The 15,007-nt window shown below is 57.2% G+C and carries 17 protein-coding genes and 1 tRNA gene; 11 read left to right on the top strand and 7 right to left on the bottom strand.

Annotated features, from left to right (window positions below; all coding sequences use genetic code 11):
* Positions 1 to 6 precede the first annotated feature (6 nt).
* The 4 genes from MCP_RS11710 (at position 7) to pcn (ending at position 2,842) form a co-directional block, all read left to right on the top strand.
* The gene (locus MCP_RS11710) at positions 7 to 642 is read left to right on the top strand and encodes a TetR/AcrR family transcriptional regulator (protein ID WP_012901060.1); all 636 of its coding nucleotides are present in this window, start codon (positions 7 to 9) and stop codon (positions 640 to 642) included.
* A 19-nt stretch (positions 643 to 661) separates the two neighbouring features.
* Complete coding sequence (locus MCP_RS11715; RefSeq protein ID WP_012901061.1) at positions 662 to 1,567, top strand: (Fe-S)-binding protein; 906 nt, start codon at positions 662 to 664, stop codon at positions 1,565 to 1,567.
* A 177-nt stretch (positions 1,568 to 1,744) separates the two neighbouring features.
* Positions 1,745 to 2,029 carry a transcription factor S gene (locus MCP_RS11720; protein WP_012901062.1) on the top strand — a complete coding sequence of 95 codons (285 nt, stop codon included), beginning with the start codon at positions 1,745 to 1,747 and terminating at the stop codon, positions 2,027 to 2,029.
* Between the two features lie 72 nt (positions 2,030 to 2,101).
* Entirely contained in the window at positions 2,102 to 2,842 is a 741-nt protein-coding gene (pcn, locus tag MCP_RS11725) for a proliferating cell nuclear antigen (pcna) (protein WP_012901063.1), read from the top strand.
* Positions 2,843 to 3,117: 275 nt separating this feature from the next.
* On the opposite strand, the gene MCP_RS11730 is transcribed toward pcn, so the two are convergent.
* Positions 3,118 to 3,303: a hypothetical protein gene (locus MCP_RS11730; RefSeq protein WP_012901064.1), complete on the bottom strand. Its 186-nt coding sequence runs from the start codon at positions 3,301 to 3,303 to the stop codon at positions 3,118 to 3,120.
* Between the two features lie 211 nt (positions 3,304 to 3,514).
* Between MCP_RS11730 and priL the strand changes: the two genes are divergently transcribed.
* The gene (gene priL / locus MCP_RS11735) at positions 3,515 to 4,564 is read left to right on the top strand and encodes a DNA primase regulatory subunit PriL (RefSeq protein ID WP_012901065.1); all 1,050 of its coding nucleotides are present in this window, start codon (positions 3,515 to 3,517) and stop codon (positions 4,562 to 4,564) included.
* A gap of 9 nt (positions 4,565 to 4,573) precedes the next feature.
* Here the strand turns inward: priL and MCP_RS11740 are convergent, their stop codons facing one another.
* From MCP_RS11740 to MCP_RS11750, 3 genes are all read right to left on the bottom strand, one after another.
* The gene (locus MCP_RS11740) at positions 4,574 to 4,798 is read right to left on the bottom strand and encodes a hypothetical protein (RefSeq protein WP_128860055.1); all 225 of its coding nucleotides are present in this window, start codon (positions 4,796 to 4,798) and stop codon (positions 4,574 to 4,576) included.
* Between the two features lie 124 nt (positions 4,799 to 4,922).
* Positions 4,923 to 5,981: an aminopeptidase gene (locus tag MCP_RS11745; protein ID WP_012901067.1), complete on the bottom strand. Its 1,059-nt coding sequence runs from the start codon at positions 5,979 to 5,981 to the stop codon at positions 4,923 to 4,925.
* Positions 5,982 to 8,093, bottom strand: coding sequence for a DHH family phosphoesterase (locus MCP_RS11750; RefSeq protein WP_012901068.1), 2,112 nt, complete (start codon positions 8,091 to 8,093; stop codon positions 5,982 to 5,984).
* 117 nt (positions 8,094 to 8,210) lie between these two features.
* On the opposite strand from MCP_RS11750, the gene MCP_RS11755 reads away from it, so the two are divergent.
* Complete coding sequence (locus MCP_RS11755; protein ID WP_012901069.1) at positions 8,211 to 8,498, top strand: hypothetical protein; 288 nt, start codon at positions 8,211 to 8,213, stop codon at positions 8,496 to 8,498.
* A 27-nt stretch (positions 8,499 to 8,525) separates the two neighbouring features.
* Here MCP_RS11755 and MCP_RS11760 read toward each other — a convergent pair whose 3' ends face one another.
* Positions 8,526 to 9,131 (bottom strand): hypothetical protein, encoded by a 606-nt coding sequence (locus MCP_RS11760; protein ID WP_128567197.1) that lies wholly within the window; start codon positions 9,129 to 9,131, stop codon positions 8,526 to 8,528.
* 121 nt (positions 9,132 to 9,252) lie between these two features.
* On the opposite strand from MCP_RS11760, the gene MCP_RS11765 reads away from it, so the two are divergent.
* From MCP_RS11765 to MCP_RS11780, 4 genes are all read left to right on the top strand, one after another.
* Positions 9,253 to 9,326: transfer RNA gene (locus MCP_RS11765), tRNA-Val, on the top strand.
* A gap of 60 nt (positions 9,327 to 9,386) precedes the next feature.
* Positions 9,387 to 9,674: a hypothetical protein gene (locus MCP_RS11770; RefSeq protein ID WP_012901071.1), complete on the top strand. Its 288-nt coding sequence runs from the start codon at positions 9,387 to 9,389 to the stop codon at positions 9,672 to 9,674.
* A 136-nt stretch (positions 9,675 to 9,810) separates the two neighbouring features.
* Positions 9,811 to 10,344 carry a hypothetical protein gene (locus MCP_RS11775; protein WP_231845212.1) on the top strand — a complete coding sequence of 178 codons (534 nt, stop codon included), beginning with the start codon at positions 9,811 to 9,813 and terminating at the stop codon, positions 10,342 to 10,344.
* A 680-nt stretch (positions 10,345 to 11,024) separates the two neighbouring features.
* Positions 11,025 to 11,279, top strand: a complete 255-nt coding sequence (locus MCP_RS11780; protein ID WP_012901073.1) for a SemiSWEET family sugar transporter — start codon at positions 11,025 to 11,027, stop codon at positions 11,277 to 11,279.
* Here MCP_RS11780 and MCP_RS11785 read toward each other — a convergent pair.
* Entirely contained in the window at positions 11,270 to 11,941 is a 672-nt protein-coding gene (locus tag MCP_RS11785) for a hemerythrin domain-containing protein (RefSeq protein ID WP_128860057.1), read from the bottom strand. The genes MCP_RS11780 and MCP_RS11785 overlap by 10 nt on opposite strands.
* A gap of 44 nt (positions 11,942 to 11,985) precedes the next feature.
* Complete coding sequence (locus MCP_RS11790) at positions 11,986 to 12,855, bottom strand: metal-dependent hydrolase (RefSeq protein ID WP_012901075.1); 870 nt, start codon at positions 12,853 to 12,855, stop codon at positions 11,986 to 11,988.
* A gap of 81 nt (positions 12,856 to 12,936) precedes the next feature.
* Between MCP_RS11790 and MCP_RS11795 the strand changes: the two genes are divergently transcribed.
* Entirely contained in the window at positions 12,937 to 14,982 is a 2,046-nt protein-coding gene (locus MCP_RS11795; protein WP_231845078.1) for a DNA topoisomerase I, read from the top strand.
* Positions 14,983 to 15,007 lie beyond the last annotated feature (25 nt).

Here is a 15,007-nt window from a genome sequence, read left to right on the forward strand (position 1 = left end):
GTATATATGCCCATACAGGACAGGAGAAAGCGGGAAAAGGAACAGCGGGAGACAAGTATCCTTGACGCGGCCGAGAAGCTCTTCATCAAGAAGGGCTTCGAAGGCACGTCCATGGACGACATCGCGGCGGCCGTCGAGCTATCCAAGCCGGCGATCTACAGGTACTTCGCCAATAAGGAGGAACTCTACCTGGCGGTCGCGTACCGTAGCGTCGGAATTGTCTGCGCCATGATGGAGGAGTACGTGGAAAAAGGCATCACGGGCCTCGAGAAGGCGTACGCGACAGGCCGTGCCTTCTACGACTTTTACCTGAAGTACCCGGACCAGTACCGGCTCATGATGAACCTCTCGTACGTCGGCAGCGCTGGCCAAGACAGCCCCTACATGAAAAAGATCCGGGAAGCGACCGGCGGGAACCTGAAGCTCATGTGCCGTGCCATCGACGCGGGCAAGAAGGACGGCACGTTGAGGAGCGATTTCGACACCCTGATGACCGCCGTCTACTTCATGGAGTCGCTGTCGACGGCGCTGGAAGTCTCGCCGGGCCACAAGAGGCTCCTCCTGCTCAAAGGCCACAGCCACCGCGACTACGTCGAGCACTCAATGGAACTTATGCTGCACTCGATCAAGAAATACGATTAAACTTACAGGAGTAATGTAAATGAATACCGAAGCGCAAAATGGCCGGGCGGACTGCTTTCCGCCGGCATCGATCTATTATTATGTAAAGGCCAGCCTGCCTGTGGCCTTGAGCCCGAATGACCTCGATGGTCTCTACAGGTGCACGCTATGTAACCACTGCGGGATGGCCGGGATGAACAGGGACGCGAGGAATAAGGCGATAGGCAAGGATAACATTGCGCCCCACGTCGCGATGGTGCGTGACAGTATCAGTAAATATGGTAATCCCTATGGCATCGCTGCATCGCCGGCAGGAGAGGCTCAGGGACGCATGGAGACCGTGCTGTTCAGGGGATGTACGCCCAGGTATAAGACGCCTGAGATCCACGAGGCGGCGAAGCGCGTGCTCGACCGTGAAGGCGTTAAATACGGCATCCTGGATGGCGAGACTTGCTGCGGGAACATACTGTTCAACCTCGGCGATAAGGTATCGGGCATGGAAGCCGTGAGGAAGAACGTAGAAAAATTCAGGGAAGCGGGCACGAAGCGCATCATCGCTATCTGTCCCGGCTGCTATAGCGCCCTGAATAAATATTATAAAGGCTTCGAAGGGTTCGAGCCCGAGATCGTTCTGGCCGCCGACATGATAAAGGGCCAGTCGTCAGACATCGGCGAGTACAGAGTGCAGTACTCCTGCCACGCGAAGGAGAAGGGCGAAGTCGTCCGTAAGCTTGTCCCGGGCGCGTCCAGGAACGCATCGGGTGACTGCTGCGGCGCCGGCGCAGGGCTCAGGATGCATGACCGCCAGATGGCGGAGGCCAAAGCGAGGAAAACTGCGAACGTATCCGGCACCATCATTACGTACTGTCCGTTCTGTTACATTAGCCTGTCAGCGGTGGACCCGGGCAACGTGAAGGATATTTATATGCTACTGGACGGCCGCTGATGTGAACATCGCGACCGTTTAACTTTTTTTATCAGAGGGCCGGAAACGCCGAAAATCTTAAGCCAATGAGCACACACTTAAATCCTCGCGGCCATATTTTAGTCAAAGCATTTCCAGGCTGAGACCCGTTATGGAAAAGTGATCAAAATGGAATTTTGTCCCAAATGTAAAAGCATCATGATCCCCAACTCAGGCATCCTCAAGTGCCGCAAGTGCGGCTTCGAGAAGAAGGCCTCGAAGGAGGCGGTCATCGTCGGAGGCCCCGAAAAGCCCCTGCGCGAGATGACCATCCTGGAGGATAAGGAGGCGGCCGGGCTTCCGACCACCGAGGACCAGAAGTGTCCCGACTGCGGCAACCAGAAGGCGTACTGGTGGATGAGGCAGCTCAGGAGCGCCGATGAGAGCGAAGTGCGCTTTTTCCGCTGTACCCAGTGCGGTAAGACCTGGCGAGAATACAATTGAGCCTCAAGCGCAAGTATAACTATAAATAAAGGGATAAGTAAAAAATATAGAAATCATTCAAGGAGACGGTATATGTTCAAGGCGGTAATCAACGCAGAGGTCCTGAAGGACGCCATCGAGGCCGTATCCACGCTGGTCGACGAGGCCAAGTTCCACATCACCAAGGACGGCATCTCCGCCAGGGCCGTAGACCCGGCGAACGTCGCCATGGTATCGTTCGACCTGAAGGCTGGCGCCTTCGAGTCGTATAACGCCACGGACGGCGAGATCGGCGTAGACCTGACCAGGATGAACGACATCCTGGGCATGACCTCGAAGGACGATAAGATCGAGCTGAATCTGAACGAAGAGACCCGTAAGCTGGAGATCCGCACCGGCGGCCTGGCATATACCCTGTCGTTACTGGACCCGACCTCTATCCGGAAGGAGCCCAAGGTGCCGAAGCTGGAACTTCCCGCGAAGATCGTGCTGAACGGCGCCGAGCTCAAGCGTGCCGTCAAGGCCGCCGAGAAGGTATCCGACCACATGGCGCTGGGCGTCGTCGATAAGACGTTCTACGTCGAGGCCGAGGGCGACCTGGACAAGGTCCGCCTGGATATCCCGGAGTCGAGCCTCATCTCTATCCAGTCCACCGGCAACGTGCGCTCGCTGTTCTCGCTGGATTATTTAAATGATCTGGCGAAGTCCCTGGGCAAGGCCGAGAAGGTCAGCATCGACCTGGGCACGGACTATCCCGTTAATTTCACGTTCAACATCGCCGGCGGCAACGGTACCGTTACGTACCTGCTGGCGCCCCGGATTGAATCTGAATAAAACTAACCCATTTTCTATTTTATTATGCGATAGCCAGGGCGCACTAAGCCTGATAAGAAGGCACGAAGACGATTTCAGCCACGAAGCGACTCGAAGCCGGCTCTAAGCGACTCGAAGATATCTAAAAATTAATAATAACTTCGTGTTGCTTCAGGCCTGCTTTGTGTAACTTTGAGGCTGAATACGTTTAGTGCATTCTTAATGAGCTTTAGCGTGGCTTAATCGAATTAAAAAATGGCGCCAGGGCCCCGAAGGAGCCCCGCAATGAGGTCCGGCTAGTAGCGGCGCCGCCCCGACTCAGACTCCTTACCGCGCTCGATGAGCTCACGCACCCGCTGCCCGCCTTTCGAGCCGCCCTTGTGGCCGATGGCCTCGTAGAACTCGTGCCCGTGAGATTTGGAGGTGGCCAGGCCGCCTTTTCTGCCCGCCTCCCTGACGCTGATGTTTCCTTTTTCTACCATTTCCATCCTCCTGTATAGCAGTTTCTGATACCTAGAATCCCATTTACGCCTATACAAATTAAAATGACCCTTAAAAAACGCAGAATAACGGAAATAGCGGTTTTTATCGTTTATTATAGCATTTTTTGCCCTTGCTGGGGCTTTTCTTTCGATATCTTCATGCCGGGGAAAGCATATTAAGCCCTATTGCCATAACTCCGTTGATGGGACCATGGACGTAGTCACATTCGCTAAATACCCCTTCATTCAGGAAGCCCTCGCCTACGTGAAGGAGCAGGGCTACTCCATTGAGGATATCGTGTCTCGTCCGGCGTATGGTATCGTCCGTACGAGGGGTAAAAAGCGCGTGCTCGAATCGCTGGGAGCCCCGGTTGCCGGGGACGACATGTCCTTAAGGCCCGAGGAAGAGCTGCTATCGTACCCGGTGGCCCGTATGCTCGTCTCCATATCGGGCGATACGTACCTGCTGCGGCGCTACGCTGTCTGGGAATCGAAACGCGCATACGCGTTCCTCTCAAGCGAAAAGGACGATGCGCTGCTCGCCGTAGGCAGGGATTTCGGCCTTCCCGCCAGGGCCGAGGGCAGGGAGCTTGTTTTATATTTTACGGACTACCTCCGATACTCCGCGCCACTCCGCTCGCCAGACTGGAAGCTGATAAGCCAGAAGATCATCGGCGGCATGGTGTACGTCCAGCGGGACCAGTACGCCCGGCTCATCGAAGAGGCCGTCCGCGAGAAGATACAATCCTCGGTCTCCCCCGTGCCGGCGCCCCTTGCGGCTCCGCTGAAGCCATACGGCGATGAGATCTTGATCGAGCTGAATAGGCTCAAGAGCAAGATGAACATCAGCCTGGGAGGCGACGTCAGCCGTGACGCATTCCCCCCGTGCATGAAGTACCTGCTCTCCGAACTACAGAAGGGCGTGAACCTGCCCCATACGGCCCGTTTCGCCCTCACGTCTTTTTTAGCGAACATCGGCTACGATAAGGATAAGATCATGGAGCTTTACCGCATGGCTCCCGACTTCAGGGAGGACCTGACCCGCTACCAGGTCGAGCACATCACCGGCGGCGGGGGCACCGAGTATACATCGCCCTCCTGTAAGACCATGACGACCTATGGTAATTGCTTTGGCAGGGATAAGCTATGCGATTACGTGAGCCACCCGCTTACCTATTATCGTAAGTCCGCCTCTCGCAGGGCCAGGCTTCAGCCGCCGGAGAAAAAAGAGGCGCCTGAGCCGGTGCCTGCGGATAAATAAAATAAGTTTTTAAGGCTCGGCCGCAGGTGTCGGAAGCGACCTCGGCCCGATATGCTTAATATCCGTCACTTTATTACCCGTTATGTCGACGGTCACCTGGTACATGTCGGGGGTCCAGATGCTGCCATCAGAATGTACCGTGTTCCCGCCCTCGACGTATACGACGGCCGTGCCGGCGCCGCTCCCGAACACGCCGGTGACGCTATAGCCTGGCCTGCCCAATATCTCCTTCACTGCCATATCGCCTTTTGCAAAAGATCCAGGCAATTGTTGCCGAATTAATTCTCATTACGTATCACCCGATACGCAATAAAAATTCACCATCGGGCTTATAGGCCTTATCTCACAATACGTTAAGTCAAAAGCGCACGAGCACGCCGTCCTTCATGATCGGCCGGCCGTCCACCCATATGGAGGGGCTGAGCATGAGACAGTCCTGGTGAATGAGGGCAGAGGCGTCGTTGTCGAAGTTGTTGCCGATGGCGAAGTGGGCGGTGCCGAGAGCCTTCTCGTCCTCGATCATGTTGCCGATGAGCATTGCGTTAGGGTTTAGGCCGATGCCGAACTCGCCGATGTGCCGGGCGTTCCTGCGCTCTTCCTGCATGCCCCGCTCGGCGGCTTCGCTCTCGCCGCTCTCGATCGTCTTGCGCAGGCCTGCCGCCCCAAGGCCGCCGGTGATCGTTGAAACGTAGCCGTCTTTCAGCTCTACGCGCACGGGCGTGGACGGAAAGACGTCATTGTTCTCCAGGCTTATCGTGCCGTCGAAGACCATCGTGCCGCCGGCGCTGGCGACGGCCGGGGATACGTAGACTTCGCCGGCGGGCAGGTTACCGCCGGTGCCCGGGAGGGAAAAATCGCCGTCCTCCAGGAAGGCCTTTCGGCCTTTTATGGAGAACTCCACGTCCGTGCCCGCGGGCGACGTGACCCTGACCATCCTGCCCCGGTCGAGCACGCGCTTCAGGCGGGCGGCGTCCGCCCGTATAGGCCCGTAGTCGATGGCCACGCATCTCCTGAACGTATCCACGGATACCCTGTTCGACCAGAAGCTCCGGATACGGCGGTCGCCCTCGATGAGCTTGTCCATGATACCCCGGTATAGCCTGCCGTCTCGCCCAACGTAGCCGGTATGCAGTCCGAACGGGTCGTTGCCAGAGCTCAAAGCAGGTAACAGGATAAGCACGTGGGGCTCGGCCTTTACTGCCTCGTTTATGATACGCTCCGTGGGCATATGGGGCTCCTTCGTCTCCTGCACGAGGAGCGTCGGCCTGCCGCCCAGCGCTTTCGTGTTATCGACCAGGGCCCTCGCTATCGAAAAAACATCTGGCTCAAAATTCGTGACAATGAGGACCTCTTCCCCGGGCCTGAGGCCGAGGACGTCCCGCATGGCGATACGGGCCGCCTCGTCAAGCGTGGCCATTCAGCCCACGGGAGCCTGGCCGATCTTTTGCGTGAGTTTCTCGAGGACTTCCTTCCGCATGCCCTCGACGAACTTGATGGAGCCGACCACGAGGTGGCCGCCGCCGTTCACGCCGCCGCCCCGGATCTCGTCCCTGAGCTCCCGGACCATCTTCGGGATGTTCATCAGGACGCCACGGGACCGCAGCACCGCAAAGTCCGGGCCGAAGCCCAGGGTCACCACGGGCTTGCCCGCGTACTTCCTGCAGAGAAGGTCGTGGATCTCGCCGGTGGTCTTTCCGGGGGCCGGGAAGGTGAACTTGTGGGCGTAGTTCTCCACGTCGATGACGTTCAGCACTGCCCCGCTGGGCAGGTCCATGGTCTTCACGTGGGGCATGGACGCGTCGAGCTGGTCGCCGATCATCTTCGCGGCCTGCTCGCACAACAGGCTCACGAGAGCATTGTGCCGCTTCTCGTCGTTGAAGTTCAGGATATCGTCGACGATGCCCTTGCCGTCGTTATAGCGCAGCCAGAACTGCTCATAATCAAGGGCCAGCGCCATCTTCTTCAGCTCCTCCTCGGGGTACTTTTCCCCGACGAGAGCGAGGTACTGCGCCCTCTCGGGCGCCTCGGACCTGTCGCCGACGGCTGCCACGGCCGCCAGGTGCCGGATCTTGTTCTCCACGTCCGGGTTGATCATCCGGGCCAGCTCGGTGCCCAGCATGCCCGCGGTGATGCCGAAGTCGCTCCCGGCATGGTAGGGGTTGACGTGGGCGATGAGGTACTGGTCGACGATCTCGTCGGGGTGGTGATGGTCGACGACGAGCAGGTCGATGCCGTAGACCTTAGCGTACTTGTACGCGTCCAGGTCTTCCTCGGTGGAGCCGTTGTCCATGAGTATGATGAGCGGCATGGCCTGGCCGAACCTCTCGTGGTCCTCCAGGGCCATCGTCAGGTCCTTGTTGATATCCTCCAGCTCGTAGAACGGTGCCTTTGAGGGCGAGCGCGAGAAGAAGTGGTATTCGGCGTCAGAGTCCCCCTGCGCCTTAATGAGCGGTAAGCAGGCCTTCTCCACGGCGACGCCGGCGCATATGCCGTCCGCGTCCGCGTGGTGCCTCACGATGATGGGCTGGGACTTGAGGATAGCACGGCGAATATGTTTTGCCACCTTCTCCATCTGGGGCCGGAGCTTCTCGAGCGCCTCGCTCTTCACTAAAAATTCGACTTTGGCAGGCGCAGCCCGGGCGTCGATGGAGCGCTCGATGGTCTCCTTGATGGGGGCCGCTTCCGCGTCCGACAGCTTCTTTAGTTCCAGGACTTCCATCTGGATGGCGCCGTTGTGGAGCTCGATGTCGCCGACGGCCTTCGCCATCGTTTCCAGGCCGATGTCCGGGTAGGCCCGCATTCCCGCCTCGGTGAACGCGGCGCAGGAGACCGTGCCGTCCTCGTCGGCGATGGTGAATATCGTGGGGCCGCTGGTCTGCTTGACCTGGACGACCTCGCCGCTGATGCAGACGGTCTTGCCGATGAACTTAGCCACATCACTGGACTTCCTGCGGGGCAGGTTCTTTTCGACGTTGACGATCTTGATCTCCTTGAAGTTCTGGGGCTTGAGATCGAAATTGCCGTTGGGCTTTATACTGTTGATCATTACCTGGACTTCTTCGCCCGGCACATAGGTCCTGCTGACGTTGCTGGAATGGATTAAGCCCTTAGTCTGGTCGTTCAGGTTCACGAAAACGCCGAAGTCGGCCAGGTTGGCCACCTTGCCCAGGTAGGTCTTGCCGATATCCAGATCGGAGACGTCGCAGGCGCCGCTTAGCTTATAGACGGGGCGGACGTTGCGGCATTCGTTGCAGAACTCCTGTCCCGGGGCCACGGCCTTTCCGCAGACCTCGCACACGGGCGCTTTGCCCGAGCCACCGCAGGCCTGGCACTTTTCCCGGACCTGTATTTTGCCGCTGCCTTTACACTTAGGGCAGAATCCTCCCCCGAGCAGGCTCTTGAGATCTTTTTCGGTCATCCCGACCAGGTTGACGCTTTTCACCTTGCCGGTGCCGTTACAGTTTTCACAGGGCGTTTCGCCCTTGACGATGAAACCTTTACCATGACATGACGAGCATTCGGGGCTCATGAATAGGACTCCAATATCGACTATTTTTAGAAGTGATGCATCCTAATCGTCGTTCCCCCTAAAAATCATTGTGGTTCGCGCCTCGTATTTTTATATTCACGTGTCTTAGTTTTCATTATGTCGGGAGAGAAGAAGGGCAATTTCAGGGGAGGCATCGCCGGCGAGTACGCGACGCCGTCGGAGATCGGGCGTAACGAGTCGAGATATTTTGGCAAAGAGGGTAAGGGCCCGTCGAAGACATGCCCCCAGAGGGGTAAAAAGTTCGAGGACTTCGCGACGATCGCGCCTTCCGATACCGAGCTGGAATATTTCTGCCCACTGTGCGATGCGTTAGTGGCCCGGGAGTTCGACGACGGCGGGATGCGCAAGACCGAAGTGTACGACTGGGAACACATGCCCGATTAAATTCGGAGCATGAGGCCACATGCCCGATTAAAGCCTGGGCATCTTTTCATCAGGCTGAGGCCGTGAAGGCAGAGGCTTGAGCGCTTCCTGGTTCCGCTGCCGGGGCTCGATGACCTCCGGCCTGATGCTCTTATGCGGCTTGAGTATGCCGACCTCGGCGGCCCGCACGATCTTCACGAAATCGAAGGCCTCCTTCTTCATCGAGCGAGGGTAGCTGAAGATGCGTGTCTCGAACTGCGTCTTCATTACTATGCCCCGTCTAATCGTTAATACGAAGGCCAGCACCATCGCCCCCGCGAACGCCAGGAGCAGGCTTATGGTGAAGCTCAGCATATGGGTCAGGTTCTCGAGGTTCACGTCGCTGATAAAATAGAGCGGTATGTTGATCGTAGCGCTCATCAGGAGCGCTGTTACGGCGGCGATGACGGCGACGAGCAGAAGCCGCCACTCGTATATCGTGTAACAGCCGAGCGACTCCAGGCTCTCGTACTTGACATCGTAGAAACGCTCGCCCTTAATGTGGACGATCCGCCTGTCCGTGGCAACCAGGTATTCAGATCCCAGCGGTAACTCCTTTGAAAGCGAAAAGATCGCCTTCTCGCCAATATAGAGGAACTTATCTATCCTCGACATCCCCATCCATCCCATGGCTTACGCTTAATATGCTATTATAATTATAACGTGTATATCTGCTTTTTTCTCCTGTTTAGGGCCGATAATTTTAATATGTATGAGCATTACTGTAATCTACGCCGGGCCTGTGGTCTAGTCGGCTATGACGTCGCCTTCACACGGCGGAGGTCAGGGGTTCGAATCCCTTCGGGCCCACTCTGTTTTTTTCATATGCAAAAAGCATTTTAATGCCCTGGCCGTTATTAGTTTTATCGAGTGGATGCCATGGAGACACAAAAGAGCGCGGAGCAAAGGAAGCTCATCGACGAGCAGCTTCAGACAATAAAGGCATACGTGGACGGCTTCGAGCTTTTTATGCCTAAGGATGAGGCGGCGCTGGCGGAAATAGCGGACATTATCGGGAGAGTTGCCGGGAAAGTCAGGGAGATGGACGAGTCCAGGATCAGGCGCAGGCAGCTTATGGCGGAGCTGGACAGGGCGTTCAGCGACCTCGAGAGCTCCCAGAGGCAGTTCGCCCAAAAGGTCAAGCCCGGGCAGCGCTAAGAAAAATGAACAAGGCGGCACTACTTAACGCCGTTAAGTCATCATTTATTTATACTTAAAAATTCTAGTATTTATGAACGCTTACGCCTGCGGCCCGCAGGGGCGGATTTTATCTTCATGAGGAATGCCAGTGGACATGCTAGATGAGTTAGGCCAAAAAGAGATATCGATCACCGAGTTACTTGACGAGATGCGGTACGTAAAGGGCTATTCGAGCATTATGACCCCCCTTACGGACGAGTACATGAAGTCCCACGACCGGACCTTCTTCTACGATGGCGACCTGATGGAGTACCAGGTCGGCACGAGCCGCGTGGTCAAGGCCGTCGTGGACGGCGAGTCCTTCGTCGTGAAGAAGGACGGCAAAGAGTACCGTGGCGATAAGGCCCGGGCCCTCTTCAAGGACGACGCCGATTTTAAGCAGTGGAAAAAGACCTGGGACGGCGACAAGAATGCCCTGGTGAGCGACGCCTGTGCCTATCTCAAGGTGTACCAGTATAACCACGTATACGCCCTCAAGGAGCTTCAGCTCCCCGGCGAGTTCAAGTTCTGTACGGTAAGGGAGCTTATGGTGTTCCTGAAGTCAAGGGAGTTCGAGGCCGTGCAGGCGCGGTACCTGCCTCAGAAGGACAGCTTGAGAAAAGTGAGAGCCGGCGACGACGAGGAGTAAGCGCTACAGTATTATGTTTTAATTTTCCCTGTGCGCTGATTTGTTTGGTCGGTAACACGAACCTCTCCAAAGGAATTAAACCACGAATTCTTTCTTTTTATATTTTACTCACGAAGCCTCTAAGCCTCGAACTCACCGTCAATGCCCGAACTCTCTAATACTCTGGGCAGTGCTCTAAGTCACTAACACGCTAACCCGAAACGAATGCTCTAAGTCTCTAAATCACGTTTGAAACGCTAAACGGTGGAGCACTGCTCGAATTGCGAAGCAAAACACTCAAAGAGCCAGGTCGTTCCCCAGTACTTTTGGGTTTTAGTGGCGTTGGCGATTTAGCCGAGCCTTAGAGAGTTAGTGCTATGTCGTTTAGCGTTTCAAACGTGAATTCGAGCTTTTGGGAATTCATTTCGGGTTTGAGGCTTCGAGAGTTCGTGCACTGACCTGTGGATTAGAGAGTTCGGGCATTGACGGTGAGCTAGAGACTTAGGGATTTAGTGAGAAAAAATTATAAAAGAAAATTAGTGGTTTATTTCCTTTGGTGATGTTCGTGTTACCGACCGAACTAATCAGCGCCCACAGGTAGCCTGGATTAAGGCATGGAGATTACTTCTGGTGAGGGCCTTTATTTCTTTCACCGCACACACGACAAACTATTTTTATCCTCAGCCGCATGTAAGCCCGCGATGGACTCGATCGTTCTAGTAGGGCTGGTGGCAGGGGCGCTGACCACGAGCAGCTGCATACCCCAGGCAGCCCGCATCATCCGCACGAAGTCCGCTAAGGACGTGTCGGCGCTCTTTTTCGGGCTCATGGCGGCAGGCATGAGCCTCTGGCTCGTCTACGGCCTGGCCCGCTCCGACGTGGCCATCGTGCTCTGGAACGCGATCAGCCTCGCCTTCTGCATCTTAATATTAATTTTAAAGCGCGTCTACGGCTGATCCAGGGTGTCGGGCTCCTTGAGGTTAGCGGTATACTGCGACAGGTCATGGCATCCGACCTGCTTCTCGATCTCCGATACGCGGCCGACCAGGCCCCTGAACCCGGTGTCGCCCAGCGCCTGCTCCTCCTCGTCCTCCATCTTCTCCTTGATGTCCTGGATGTACTCGTTCGAGACGATGTCGAAGAACGTCGGGAATACGATAGTATTTTCCCGGGAGATGTGGGGCAGGTACATGTTGATATACATGCCGCACCTGTCTAAAAGCCTCACCAGGTCTTCCTGGCTTATATCGGCGCCCTGCGCGGAGAGATCCATGATCTGGCGGTTGAGCTCCCGGGCCACGTCGTGCTGGTGCTCCAGCGTGTCCACGATCTCGACGATATAGTTGGCCTCCCGGAACTTCGGGAAGATGTAGTTCTCCTCGTCTTCCTCATGGTGTTTGGAGACGTACATATCCACCATCTGCGATGCTTTGTTGATGGCCGAGATGTCGATCTCCTGGCCCGTGATGGCCTTTTCGAGAATACGCTGGTATATGAGCAAGATCCGCTCGACGACCCCGTGCTCCCGCATGAGGTCTTCCGTCGGTGAGCTTTCTTCCTCTTCCAGCTGCTCGCCCTTTTCCTTCAGAGGCTGATGTGTCCCTGCCAAAATGGTCACCTTCGGGTGTCTATTTCGGCTTCATTCTTATATACTGTGGCGCATTATTCGGCAGTCACGGACTGGCTTTTGTGCCGGGGAGGGTACCAGATGTGGCCGTTCTCCCTGACGGGGTCCCTGTACGTGATAACGTTGCCGTTTTTCTCTACGGTCACGATGTACGAATTATAGCGTAGCCGCCTGACCTCCGGGGTCCCCGTGAATCTCATTGCCTCCCCGGGCGTCAGGCCCCGGAATTTTTCGTATGACTCGGCATGCGATGCGCCTTTGAAGAGGTCGTAAGTGTAAAACCGGTAAGCTTTCGGCATGTCCTCGATCACCATCCACTTCGTGGGATTCATCGTCGCAATGGTCCTGCCTTTTACTTTCGTGGCCGCCCACGCTTTGGACCCGGCGCTGATCGATATGACCAGGCCGAAGATGGCCACGTATGGCAGGGGGTCCATGAAGCTCGCGAGGCCCATGGCCATGGCTGCGATATATGCGAAGCTGGCGGCCATGATGTAGATGCTTGGGCCGGCCAGGATGCCCAGGGTGTACTTTTTGTCCGTGGCCGGGTAGAAGAGGGGGATGCCCGGGTACGCGAGGTAGTCGGCAGCGATGTGGGTTATTGCGCCGGCCCCGATGGCGACTATAGCCTGCAGGCCGAAGGGTGCCATGATCGACGGGAAGGTGAGCGATAGCGGGTATGCGACGGCCGCAGATAGAAGCGTGACCACGAAGGCGCCGAAGAAGCTGTGCGTGAACCCGCCGTGAGTGTAAATATAGAGCCGGGGGTCACGGTCCGGGAAAAGGCCGAGCAGCACGTCCATGTCGATGAGTACAGCCCCCATGATGCCGTATATCGCCAGGTCGGGGCGGCCGATGAGCGATAGTGGTATGGCGATGATGAGCGCGTGCGTGATGGAGTCCACAAGCCTACGTGGGTCAGTTAATCATAAATACGTTATCCGCCGGGCACCGCTAAAGCTAATACGACGGCGCGACATGCCATTATGGCAATGCACCTTATCATCACCGAAAAGCACGATGCCGCCAACAAGATCGCCGGGATCCTGTTCCCCGACCGGTCCGCCGAGAGGCACGGCGGCGTCACCGTTTACCGTTCTAAGGCAGCCGGGGCCGCGGTCGTGGGGCTTGCCGGCCACATCGTGGCGCTCGACTTCCCCGGCGAGTACAGCCGCTGGTCGGCTCATCCGCCGTCCACCCTTATCGGCGCACCCATCGTCTCCGTGCCCACGAAAAAGGATATCATCGGAGCGCTGGCTTCGCTCGCCCCTTCGGCGACAAAAGTCACCATCGCTACTGACTACGACCGGGAAGGAGAGCTGATCGGCGTAGAAGCCTACAACATCATCCACAGGCTCACTAAAGCGCCTTTTGAAAGGGTCCACTATAGCTCGTTCGCGAAACAGGAGATCGAGCAGGCGTTCGCCAGGCCCGTGCCCCTGGACTTCAACCTGGCCGCCGCCGGCGAGTGCCGCCAGGAGATCGACCTCGTATGGGGCGCCGCCCTGACCCGGTTCGTGTCGCTGGCCGGCAATAAGGCGGGAAAGGATTTCCTGTCCGTTGGCCGGGTGCAGACGCCGCTGCTGGCCATTATCGTGGACCGGGAGAAGGAGATCCTGGCCTTTGTCTCGAAGCCTTACTGGGAGCTCGTCGCCACCCTTTTAAAGGGCCAGGAGGCGTTCACGGCAGGCCACGCTAAGGGCAGGTTCGACAAGAAGGAAGAAGCCGCTGCGATCCATAAAAAGCTGGGAAAGACGGCACTCGTAAAGGGCGTTTTGAGGGACCGTAAAAAGGAGCCCGCACCGGTGCCCTTCAGCACGACGGAGTTCCTCAAGGCGGCCGCGTCCATCGGCTATAGCGCAGCGAGCGCAATGCAGGTGGCCGAAGAGCTATACATCAACGGCTGGATATCCTACCCTCGTACGGACAATACCGTGTACCCGGCCACGCTGGACTTACGCCAGACCGTGGGCATGTTCAAGGCAAGCCCCGAGTTCGCGAAAAGCGCCCTGGAATTGCTCGGCCAGAAGACTCTCACGGCCACAAGAGGCAAGGTCGAGAGCAAGGACCACCCCCCGATATACCCGGTGGCCTGCGCTTCGAAGACACAGATGGACGAGCGGAAGTGGAAGCTGTACGAGCTCGTAGTAAGGCGGTTCTTTGCGACGCTTTCGCCGCCCTGCGAGTGGGAGATGGTGAAGGCGAGCATCGACATCAGCGGCGAGCCATTCATCTCGGACGGGAAACGTATGTCCGCCCCGGGATGGCGAAAGCACTACCCTTACGGCATGCCGAAGGACGAGGTCATACCGCCGCTGGCCGTTGGTGATGTGCTGGCCGTCAAAAAGGTCGACCTCCTGGAGAAAAAGACCGAACCGCCCAGGCGGTACGGCCAGGGCAAGCTCATCGAGACGATGGAAAAGCTTGGGCTGGGCACCAAGGCCACGAGGCACGAGGCGTTGAGTAAATTATACAATCGCGGCTACATCGAGGGCAACCCGCCGAAGCCCACGCAGACCGGCATCACGCTCATCGACGCGCTCAAGGCCCACGCGGGCGCCATCACCAGCCCCGGGATGACGGCCCGCCTGGAGAGCGACATGGACGGCATCGCCGAGAGCCGCCTCCGCAAGGATGACGTTACCGGCGAGTCGAAGGCCATGCTGCGCACGATATTCGACCAGCTCGAATCCCACCGCGCGGACATCGGCCGGACCCTGAGGGCAGGATCGGCCATGGACAGCCCCATCGGGCCGTGCCCGAAGTGCGGGAGCCCGCTCGTGATCAGAGAGACAAAGGCGGACAAGAGAAAGTTCATTGCCTGCACCGGGTTCCCGGAGTGCCGCAACACCTACAACGTGCCTCCGGGCACGCTCAAATTCGATAAGAAAGCCTGCGAAAAGCACAAGCTCCACATCGTGAAGGTCACGCCGCCGTCGATCATCGACAGCCAGGGCAAAAAGGTAAAAGGTAAGCCCTACGAATACGGCTGCCCTGCCTGCAAAAAAGAAGCTTTCTATAAGCCGCCCTAGCGTACACATGGCGCAACGTTTATTC

The sequence above is a fragment of the Methanocella paludicola SANAE genome (genome assembly GCF_000011005.1).
In the GTDB taxonomy this organism is placed as follows: Archaea; Halobacteriota; Methanocellia; order Methanocellales; family Methanocellaceae; genus Methanocella; species Methanocella paludicola.